8 protein-coding genes and 1 pseudogene are annotated in these 9,181 nt (G+C 76.7%); 5 read left to right on the top strand and 4 right to left on the bottom strand.

The window, feature by feature from the left end; translation table 11 throughout:
- The 4 genes and pseudogenes from ABZ621_RS33880 to ABZ621_RS33865 form a co-directional block, all read left to right on the top strand.
- Positions 1–86 (top strand): annotated as a pseudogene (locus ABZ621_RS33880) (heme-binding protein); the annotation flags it as partial.
- A 149-nt stretch (positions 87–235) separates the two neighbouring features.
- Complete coding sequence (locus ABZ621_RS33875; RefSeq protein ID WP_360610451.1) at positions 236–862, top strand: ankyrin repeat domain-containing protein; 627 nt, start codon at positions 236–238, stop codon at positions 860–862.
- A gap of 292 nt (positions 863–1,154) precedes the next feature.
- Positions 1,155–2,648: an FUSC family protein gene (locus ABZ621_RS33870; protein ID WP_360610462.1), complete on the top strand. Its 1,494-nt coding sequence runs from the start codon at positions 1,155–1,157 to the stop codon at positions 2,646–2,648.
- Positions 2,649–2,748: 100 nt separating this feature from the next.
- Positions 2,749–3,810 (top strand): lactonase family protein, encoded by a 1,062-nt coding sequence (locus ABZ621_RS33865; protein ID WP_360610449.1) that lies wholly within the window; start codon positions 2,749–2,751, stop codon positions 3,808–3,810.
- Positions 3,811–3,905: 95 nt separating this feature from the next.
- Here ABZ621_RS33865 and ABZ621_RS33860 read toward each other — a convergent pair whose 3' ends face one another.
- Both ABZ621_RS33860 and ABZ621_RS33855 read right to left on the bottom strand, forming a co-directional pair.
- A complete protein-coding gene (locus ABZ621_RS33860; RefSeq protein ID WP_360610447.1) occupies positions 3,906–4,820 on the bottom strand; it encodes a hypothetical protein in 915 nt (304 codons plus the stop codon).
- 171 nt (positions 4,821–4,991) lie between these two features.
- Positions 4,992–5,990 carry a BadF/BadG/BcrA/BcrD ATPase family protein gene (locus ABZ621_RS33855; RefSeq protein ID WP_360610445.1) on the bottom strand — a complete coding sequence of 333 codons (999 nt, stop codon included), beginning with the start codon at positions 5,988–5,990 and terminating at the stop codon, positions 4,992–4,994.
- Positions 5,991–6,079: 89 nt separating this feature from the next.
- Here ABZ621_RS33855 and ABZ621_RS33850 point away from each other — a divergent pair, with 89 nt between their 5' ends.
- Positions 6,080–6,757, top strand: a complete 678-nt coding sequence (locus ABZ621_RS33850) for a uracil-DNA glycosylase (RefSeq protein WP_360610444.1) — start codon at positions 6,080–6,082, stop codon at positions 6,755–6,757.
- Positions 6,758–6,791: 34 nt separating this feature from the next.
- Here ABZ621_RS33850 and ABZ621_RS33845 read toward each other — a convergent pair whose 3' ends face one another.
- Together ABZ621_RS33845 and ABZ621_RS33840 are read right to left on the bottom strand one after the other, a co-directional pair.
- Positions 6,792–7,874, bottom strand: coding sequence for an exo-alpha-sialidase (locus tag ABZ621_RS33845; protein WP_360610442.1), 1,083 nt, complete (start codon positions 7,872–7,874; stop codon positions 6,792–6,794).
- 122 nt (positions 7,875–7,996) lie between these two features.
- On the bottom strand, positions 7,997–9,076 hold the full coding sequence (locus ABZ621_RS33840) for an NADH:flavin oxidoreductase/NADH oxidase (RefSeq protein WP_360610441.1): 1,080 nt from the start codon (positions 9,074–9,076) through the stop codon (positions 7,997–7,999).
- Positions 9,077–9,181 lie beyond the last annotated feature (105 nt).

The raw sequence follows: 9,181 nt of genomic DNA, 5'->3' as shown, positions 1-9,181 counted from the left end.
TCGCCGGCATCGGCGTCGCCGGCGCCCCCTCCGGCGACCTCGACCAGAAGTTCGCCCAGGCCGGCGTCGACGCCCTCGCCAAGTAACACCACCGGCCCCGCGAGGGGCCCGCGAAGCCCCGACGGCGTCCGGGCACGCCCGCCCGGACGCCGTCGGCCCGGTTCCTACCCCGCGTCCCCACACCCCCACACCCCCGCGTCCCCGCACCCCCAGCCCCGCGCCCGAGGAGACCGCCGTGACCGTCACCCCCCACCACCGTCTCCTCGCCGCCGCCCGCCGGGGCGACGCCGACGGCGTCCGCGCCGCGCTCGCCGACGGAGCCCCGACCGAGGCCCGCGACGAGGAGCTGCGCTCCCCGCTGCTGCTCGCCGTCCTCGGCGACCACGTCGAGGCGGCCCGCGCGCTCGTCGCCGCCGGCGCCGACCCCAACGCCCAGGACGCCCGGCACGACAGCCCCTGGCTTGCCACGGGCGCCACCGGCAGCGTCGCCATGCTGCGGGTGCTGCTCGCCGCGGACCCCGCCCCCGACGTACGGCTGACCAACCGTTTCGGCGGCACCAGCCTCATCCCCGCCGCCGAACGCGGCCACGTCCCGTACGTCAGGGCCGTCCTGCGCGACACCCCGGTCGACGTCGACCACGTCAACGACCTCGGCTGGACCGCCCTCCTGGAGGCCGTCATCCTCGGCGACGGCGGCCCGGCCCACCAGAAGGTCGTCGCGCTGCTGCTCGCCGCCGGCGCCGACCCCGAGCTCGCCGACGCGTACGGCACCACCGCCCTGGAGCACGCCGAGCGGCGCGGCCACACCGCGCTCGCCGCCCTGCTGGGCCGGACCCCCGCCGCCCCGGCCGCCCTGCGCTGAGCCCGCGAGCACCCGGGCCCGCGCGCTGGTCCACCGGCCCACACACGGACCGGTCCCGGCGCGGGAGACCGGGCCAATGGCACAGCGATTCGAAAGCGATTTGAGCCAAGGGCCCGGTCGGTGCTTTTCTTGTGTCCATCAGAAGAACGTGGCGCCGCAGCGCCGGGACGGCGACGAGGCCGCTCCGGACGCCGGCGCCTTCGTCGTGTCCGTACGCGCCCCACCACCCCAGGGGCAGGGCGTGCGGCGGGCGAGCGGCAAGACGAGGGGGCGGCCGACCGCCGTGAAGAGGATGTTCGTGGCTCCGGACCCGGGGCTCCTCCGGCTCAGGACCGGATTGCGCGCGGTGCTCGGCATCGCGCTCGCGGTGACCGTCGCCGAGCTGGCCGGTTTCTCGCTGACCGCGTCGATCACCGGAGGACTGGCGGCGCTGCTCGCCCTGTTCACCGTCACCGACGCCACCGTCCGAGGCCAGGCCGTCACCACCCTGCTGCTGCCGCTCGCCGGCTTCCCGGTGCTCGCGCTCGCCACGCTGCTGCACGACCACACCCTCCTGCGGGACGTCTCCTTCCTGCTGGTCGTCCTCGCCGGCGTCTACGCCCGGCGCTGGGGCCCGCGCGGCCACGCGCTCGGCATCTTCGCCTTCATGAACTTCTTCAGCACCCAGTTCCTGCACGCCCTGCCCGCCCAGCTCCCCGAGCTGTACGCGGCCGTGGGCATCGCCCTCGCGGCGGCCGGAGCCGTACGGTTCGTGCTCTGGCCGATCGAGCGGCGCACCCCGCCGCCCGCCGCCCCCGCCCCGCTGCCCGGCACCGGACTCGCCCGGATCACCACCCGGCAGGCGATCCAGGCCACCGCCGCCTGCGCCGTCGCCCTCGGCATCGGCCAGGTGCTCTCCGAGGACCGCTGGTACTGGGCCGTCGGCACCACCTGGTGGATCTTCGTGAACACGGTCTCGCGCGGCGAGACCCTGGTCCGAGGCTTCCGCCGTTTCCTCGGCACGCTCCTCGGCATCGCCGTCGGCATGGTCGTCGCCCTGCCGCTGCACGGAGCCCCGCTGCCCACCGCCCTCCTGGTGGCCGTCTGCGTCTTCGGGATCTTCTACACCGCGCCGCTCTCCTACAGCTGGATGATGCTCGCGGTCACCGTCATGGCCGGCCTGCTCTACGGACTCCTCGGCGTCCTCGACCCGGCGCTCCTCGTGCTGCGCCTGGAGGAGACCGTCGTCGGCGCCGTCTGCGCCGCCCTCGCGGTCCTGCTGATCCTCCCGGTCACCACCCACGCCATCAACGACGCCTGGATCCAGCGCGCCCTGCGCGCGGTCCACGCGGCGACCGCCGCCTCCGAGCGGCGCCTCGCCGGCGACGAGGCCGCCGACCCGAGCCCTCACGTCGCCGAACTGGACCTGCTGCTCGGCCGGGTGCGGCTCTCGCTGGCCCCGCTCGTCCACCCGCTGAGCCCCTTCCGGGGCCGCAAGGCCCGGGCCCGCCGGGTCCTCGCCCTGCTCGACGAGTGCGCCGCCGAGGTGCGCGGGCTCGCGGCGGTCGCCGCCGACCCCGACGCCAGCCACGACGCCCGGCTGGCCGCCGCCTGCTGGCGGGTCGAGACGGCCGTCGAGGGCCTGACCTCGCCCGGTGCGAACCGTCCCGCGCCGGCCGCCGAGCCCGAGGCCGCCGCCCATCCGGCGCCCGCCGCCCTCGGCCACGTCAGCGGCCTGGAGCGGCTGCTCGCCGCCCTGGACGAGCCGCTGCGCACCCCGCCCGGTTCCCTCCTGGTCCGCTCCTGACGGACTACGCCACCAGCTGATCAGACTTGGTCTAGACCGCCTGCTAACGTCGCCCGCAGACGGCCGGTCGCAGCGACCGGCCCCGGGGCAGGGAGGCGCCGTGGGCGGGACCGACGAGACACATGGACGGGGGACGGGGCCGGTACGCGCCTACCTCGGCTCCTTCACCTCGGCGGGCGGGCGCGGCGTGCTCGCCGCCGACCTCGACCCGGCCACCGGCGCGCTGACCGTCACCGGCGCCACCGACGCCGTCGCCGACCCGTCCTACCTCGCCCTCGCCGACGGCGTCCTCTACGCCGTCTCCGAGACCGACCCGGGCGCCGTCGCCGCCCTCGCCCCGGCCACGCCCGCGCCGCGCCCGCTCGGCGCCCCCGTGCCCGTCGACGGCGCGGGCCCCACCCACCTCGCCGTCACCGCCGGCCACCTCCTCACCGCCAACTACACCTCCGGCAGCGTCACCGCCCTGCCGCTGGCCCAGGACGGCGTCCCCGGCCCCGCCACCGCGGTCCTCCGCCACGAGGGCAGCGGCCCGGTCGCCGACCGTCAGGCGGGACCCCACGCCCACCAGGTGCTCCCCGACCCGAGCGGACGCTGGGTCCTCACCGTGGACCTCGGCACCGACTCCGTCCGGGTCTGCGCCCTCGACCCCGCCACCGGCGCGCTGCGCCTGCACGGCGAGACCACCCTGCGGCCCGGCTACGGCCCCCGCCACCTCGCCTTCCACCCGGCCGGCGGCCATCTGTACGTCGTCGGCGAGCTGGAGCCCGCCGTCACCGTCTGCCGCTGGGACGCCCGGAACGGCGAGCTGACCCCGCTCGCGGAGATCCCGCTCGCCGACACGGACGCCGCCGGCCCCGCGTACCCCTCTGCCGTCGTCGTGGCGCCCGACGGACGGTTCCTCTGGGTCGCGGTGCGCGGCACCGACACCATCGCCGTCCTCGTCCTCTCCCCGGCGGGCGACGAGGCGATCCGCTCCGCCACCGTGCCCTGCGGCGGCACGTGGCCCCGCGACCTCGCCCTGGACCCGTCCGGACGGCGGCTGTACGCGGCGAACGAGCGCTCCGGCGACGTCACCTGGTTCGACGTCGAGCCCGAGACCGGCACACCGGTCAGGTCCGGCTCCGTCGAGGCGCCGGCGGTCACCTGCGTCGTCTTCGGCTGATACGGCTCCGAGCCGGGCGCCCTCGGGCGCCCGGCACATACGGAAGGGCCCGCACCGACGGTCGTCGGCGCGGGCCCTCGTGCGGTTCCGCGGCGTCAGTGCGCCGGGGCCGCGCCCTGCGGGAGGCCGAGCACGGCCGAGTACTGCGACAGGATCAGCTTGCCGATGGCCGGGTAGGCGCCCAGCGCCTCGGCCGCCGGGCAGCCGGCCTCCTTCGAGGCCTCGTCGAGCAGGCCCTCGGCCAGCTCCGGGCCGATCAGGTACGGCGCGAGCGCCAGCTGCACCGCGCCCGCCTCGCGCAGCTGCTCGGCGACGGAGGCGATCGAGCCCTCCTGGTCGAGCGCGGCGGCCATCACCGGCACGGCGAGCCGGGCCGCGAGCAGCATGCCCGTGATGCCGGCGGCCTGGACGGCCTCCTCGCCGCCGACCGTGGCCAGGACGATGCCGTCCGCGGCCGTGGCGACGGTGAAGAGCCGGGCGCGGTCGGCGCGGGCGAGCCCGGCCTCCGACAGGCGCACGTGCAGCGCCTCGGCGAGCAGCGGGTGCGGGCCGAGCACGTCGGCCAGCTCCGCGGTGTTGCCGCTGTCCATGACGGCCTGGCGGATCTGGCGCATGACGGCGCTGTCCGGGCCGGCGAGCAGCGGGACGGCGATCGCGGCCGGGCCCTGCGGGGCCTCGACCTCGCGGCCGGCCGCCACCGCGATCCGGTACCGCTCCTCGCGGAGCTCCGCGGCGGCGGTCAGCACGCCGGCGAGCGTCGGGTACTCCTCGCCGTCGCCGTCCACGAAGCCGATCGCGGCCTCCAGGCCGGGCAGCTCGGACCGGGCGATGCTCACCAGCTCCTCGGCCAGCGAACGTATGGCGGCCGAGGGCGCGCCGGGGACGGCGAGCACCAGGGCGGGAGCGCCCTCGGGCGCCGCCGCCGGGTCGGGGCGACGGTGCCGCCCGGACGGGCGGGGGCGCGGCATTCGTACAGGCAGGCCGTTGGCGGGCCCAGTGGGGGTGCTCATGGCGCCGCATGCTACTGGTTTTGCGGACGGGAGCGTTCGGTGAGGTGCGACCACGCGCCTTCTGCCCCTGTATGTCCGGTCGGGGGCGTGCCGGATCGTGGACCCGGCCGCTCCGGTCGCCGCCGCACGCCCCGGACCAGCGGCGATGCCCGCCGGGAGGGGGCGGCGGGGTCAGAGGTACCGCAGCAGCGCGGGGTCCTCGGGCAGCCCCCCGACCCCGGCGGCGAGCCCGCCGGCCAGCGTCAGGGCGCCGTCGAGCGGGTCCCCCGTGGGAGCGACGGTCCGGACCCCGGGCAGTCGCTCGGCGAGCGCCGCCCGCAGCGGTACGAGGAGCGGGTCGCCGAGCCGGAACAGTCCGCCGGTGAGCGCCACCACGGCCGCCGGGTCCGGCGGGCAGGCCGCCTCGGCGGCCTCGGCGATGTGCTCGGCGGCCCGCTCCAGGATCCCGGCCGCGACGGGCTCGCCGTCGGCCGCGCAGGCCGCGACCTCGGGGGCGAAGGCGGCGAGGACCGCCGGCCGGTCGGTGCGCGGGTAGAGCGCGGCGGGCAGCCCGGCGGCCGGGCCGTGGACCTTCTCGGCGCGGGCCAGCAGGGCGGACGAACCGCCGCGCCGCCCGTCGTACGCCCGCATCGCCGCCTCCAGGCCGGCCCGGCCGATCCAGGCGCCGCTGCCGCAGTCGCCCAGGAGGTGGCCCCAGCCGTCGGCGCGGCGCCAGCCGGTCAGGTCGGTGCCGAGGGCGATGAGGCCCGTGCCGCCGGCGACCACCGCGCCGGGCCGGGTGCCGAGGGCTCCCGCGTAGGCGGTGACGGCGTCGGCGGCGAGCACCGTCCCGCGCACCCCCCACGCCTCGGCGAAGGCCCCCGGGAGGACCGCGCGCAGCTCCTCGCCGAGCGTGGCCATCCCGGCGGCGCCCACGGCGGCGGCGAGCACCGGGCGCCCTTCCCCGGCCCGGGCCCGCAGCGCGGCGACGGCGGGCAGCGCGGATTCCAGGAAGTGGGCGGCGGAGATCCCGCCGGGACCGGTCCGTACGGGCCCGGGCGCGGCCGTCCGGTCGAGCACCGTCCCGTCGGCGGCCCGGGCGAGCGCGACGCGGAGCCCCGAGCCGCCCGAGTCGATGCCGACGACCACCGGGTCGGCCGGTCCGCCGCCGCGTCCGCTCTCGGAGTCCACTGTGCGACCGTCCCTTCCCGGAGGGGTCCTGGGGCCCCTCAGTCTAGGCCGGAGGGCGTTGTCGGTGTAGGCCGCTAGAGTGACGGACCGTGACTGCGAGACCGTTGAACGAACTGGTGGAGCCCGGCTGGGCCAAGGCCCTGGAGCCCGTCGCGGGCCGGGTGGCCGAGATGGGCGACTTCCTGCGCGGGGAGATCGCCGCGGGCCGTACCTATCTGCCGTCGGGGCCGAACGTGCTGCGCGCCTTCCAGCAGCCGTTCGACGACGTGCGGGTCCTGATCGTCGGTCAGGACCCCTATCCCACGCCGGGGATGGCGATCGGCCTGAGCTTCGCGGTGGCGCCCGAGGTGCGGCAGCTGCCGGCGAGCCTGCTGAACATCTTCTGGGAGATGCACACCGACCTCGGCCACCCCCGCCCGTCGAACGGCGACCTCACCCCGTGGACCCGGCAGGGCGTCCTGCTGCTCAACAGGACCCTGACCACCTCCCCGCGCAACGCGGGCGCCCACCGCAACAAGGGCTGGGAGGAGGTCACCGAGCAGGCGATCCGTGCCCTCGCCGACCGTGGCAAGCCCCTGGTCTCCATCCTCTGGGGCCGCGACGCCCGCAACGCCCGTCCGCTGCTCGGCAGTCTGCCCGCCGTCGAGTCGGCGCACCCGTCCCCCCGCTCGGCCGACCGGGGCTTCTTCGGCTCCCGCCCCTTCAGCCGGGCCAACGAGATGCTGGTCGCCCAGGGTGCCGAGCCGGTGGACTGGCTGCTCCCCTGAGCGGCGCGCCGACGGACTGAGGCGGCGGGCCCGTTCAGACGACCGCCGCCCGCACGCACAGCACGTCCGGCAGGTGCTCGGCGAGCAACTGCCAGCTGTCGCCGTCGTCGGCGCTGGCGTAGAGCTCGCCGTTGCGGTTGCCGAAGTAGACGCCGGCCGGGTCGGCGTCGTCGGTGCACAGCGCGTCGCGGAGGACCGTGCCGTAGTGGTCGCCCTCCGGGAGACCGCGCTGGAGCGGCTCCCAGCTCGCGCCGGCGTCCGTGGTGCGGTAGACCCGGCAGCGGCGCTCGGCCGGGACCCGGTCGGAGTCGGCGGTGATGGGGAAGACGTAGGCGGTGCCGGGGCGGTGCGGGTGCGCGGCGGCGGCGAAGCCGAAGTCGGAGGGGAGCGGGCCGCCGATGTCCTCCCAGCTGCCGCCGGCGTCGTCGCTGCGGTAGACGCCCCAGTGGTTCTGCAGGTAGAGCCGGTCCGGATCGCCCGCGTCCTGCGCGATCTTGTGGACGCACTGGCCGAACTCGGGGTGCGGCTCGGGCAGGAAGGGCGCCGCGACGCCGTGGTTGGAGGGGGCCCAGGACGCCCCGCCGTCCCGGCTGCGGAAGACGCCGGCGGTGGAGACGGCCACGGTGACGGCCTCGGGGTCGCGGGCGTCGGTGACGACCGTGTGCACGGCCTCGCCCCCGCCGCCGGGGACCCACGCCGAGCGGCTCGGGTGCTCCCAGAGCGGCCGGACCAGGGAGAAGGAGGCGCCGCCGTCCTCGGAGCGGAAGAGTGCGGCCGGTTCGGTGCCCGCGTAGACGACGCCGGGGGAGTGGGCGGGGGCCGGATGGAGCTGCCAGACGCGCTCCAGGGAGGCGCCGGTGTCCTGGGGGAACTTGACGGCGGGCGCGGGCGGTTCGGTCCAGGTCCGGCCGAGGTCGTCGGAGTGGAAGACGGACGGGCCCCAGTGGGCGCTGTCGCCGCCGACCAGCAGCCGGGGGGTGTCCGGCCGGGTGTCGATGGCCACCGAGTAGACGGCCTGGGCGGGGAAGTGGGGATCGTCGAACTCCCAGCGCCCGTCGTGCCTGCGGCCGATGAAGAGTCCCTTGCGGGTGCCTACGGTGAGAAGTACGTCGGGCATGGGGCCCACCTCCAGGACGCCGTTGTCGCGGATACGGGCCAGTCTGCACCCGGCCACTGACAACGGCCCCTGGGACACCCCGTGACCGCCCGGTCACGGGGTGTCCCGGGTGGGGCGGTGGGTCAGATCGCCCAGGCGTACTGCGGCGGCGTGAGGGTGGTGGCGCCCAGCTCGCGCGCGGCCCGGCGCGGCCAGGAGGCGTCGCGGAGCAGCTCGCGGCCGAGCAGGACCGCGTCGGCCTCGCCGTTGGCGACGATCTTCTCGGCCTGCGCGGGCTCGGTGATGAGGCCGACGGCGGCGACCGGCAGTCCGGTCTCGGCCTTGACGCGGGCGGCGAAGGGCACCTGGTAGCCGGGGCCGACGGGGATCGAGGCGGGCCCGCCGTTGCCGCCGCTGGAGACGTCGAGCAGGTCGACGCCGTGCTCGCGCAGCAGGGCGGCGAAGCGGACGGTCTCGTCCGGGGTCCAGCCGGCCTCCTCCAGCCAGTCGGTGGCCGAGATGCGGAAGAAGAGCGGCAGCTCCTCGGGCCAGACGGCGCGGACCGCGTCCACGACCTCCAGGGCGAGCCGGGTGCGGTTCTCGAAGGAGCCGCCGTAGGCGTCGGTGCGGTGGTTGCTGTGCGGGGAGAGGAACTCGCCGATCAGGTAACCGTGGGCGCCGTGCACTTCGGCGACCTGGAAGCCGGCCGCCAGGGCGCGGCGGGCGGCGGCCGCGAACTGTCCGACGATCTCGCGGATGTCGTCCTCGGTCAGCTCGGTGGGCACCGGGTAGCCCTCGGCGAAGGGGAGCGGGCTCGGCGCGACCGGCTGCCAGGCCTCCTCGGCCGGGGCGGGGCCGCGGCCGAGCCAGGGGCGCTGGGTGGCGGCCTTGCGGCCGGCGTGGGCGAGCTGGATTCCCGGGACGGTGCCCTGTGCCGTGAGGAAGGAGGCGATCCGGCGCGCCGCCTCGGTCTGGGTGTCGTTCCACAGGCCGAGGTCGGCGGGGCTGATGCGGCCCTCGGGGGCGACGGCGGTGGCCTCGACCAGGATCAGTCCGGCGCCGCCGGTGGCCCGGGAGGCGTAGTGGGCGAAGTGCCAGTCGGTGGCGACGCCGGCGTTCGGGCCGAAGACCTCCGCCGAGTACTGGCACATCGGCGCCATCCAGACGCGGTTGGGGACGGTCAGCGAGCGGAGGGTGTAGGGCTCGAAGAGGGCGGCGCTCATCGGGGACTCCGTTTCGGGACGGCATGGGTGCCGGACGTGGGGAGGCCCGGCGGGATGTTCGTACGATACCCATCGTAGTACGGCGACTGTCAAACTACGAGGATC

Origin of the sequence: Streptomyces sp. NPDC007863, from assembly GCF_040633895.1 — a bacterium.
GTDB lineage: Bacteria > Actinomycetota > Actinomycetes > Streptomycetales > Streptomycetaceae > Streptomyces.
Note: the sequence above shows the minus strand (reverse complement) of the source record. Positions and strands in the feature narration are given on the sequence as shown.

Coding starts and splice junctions, on each gene's coding strand:
- ABZ621_RS33870 (WP_360610462.1), top strand. CDS start 1,155: ATGTTCGTGGCTCCGGACCCGGGGCTCCTCCGGCTCAGGACCGGATTG.
- ABZ621_RS33860 (WP_360610447.1), bottom strand. CDS start 4,820: ATGAGCACCCCCACTGGGCCCGCCAACGGCCTGCCTGTACGAATGCCG.
- ABZ621_RS33845 (WP_360610442.1), bottom strand. CDS start 7,874: ATGCCCGACGTACTTCTCACCGTAGGCACCCGCAAGGGACTCTTCATC.
- ABZ621_RS33840 (WP_360610441.1), bottom strand. CDS start 9,076: ATGAGCGCCGCCCTCTTCGAGCCCTACACCCTCCGCTCGCTGACCGTC.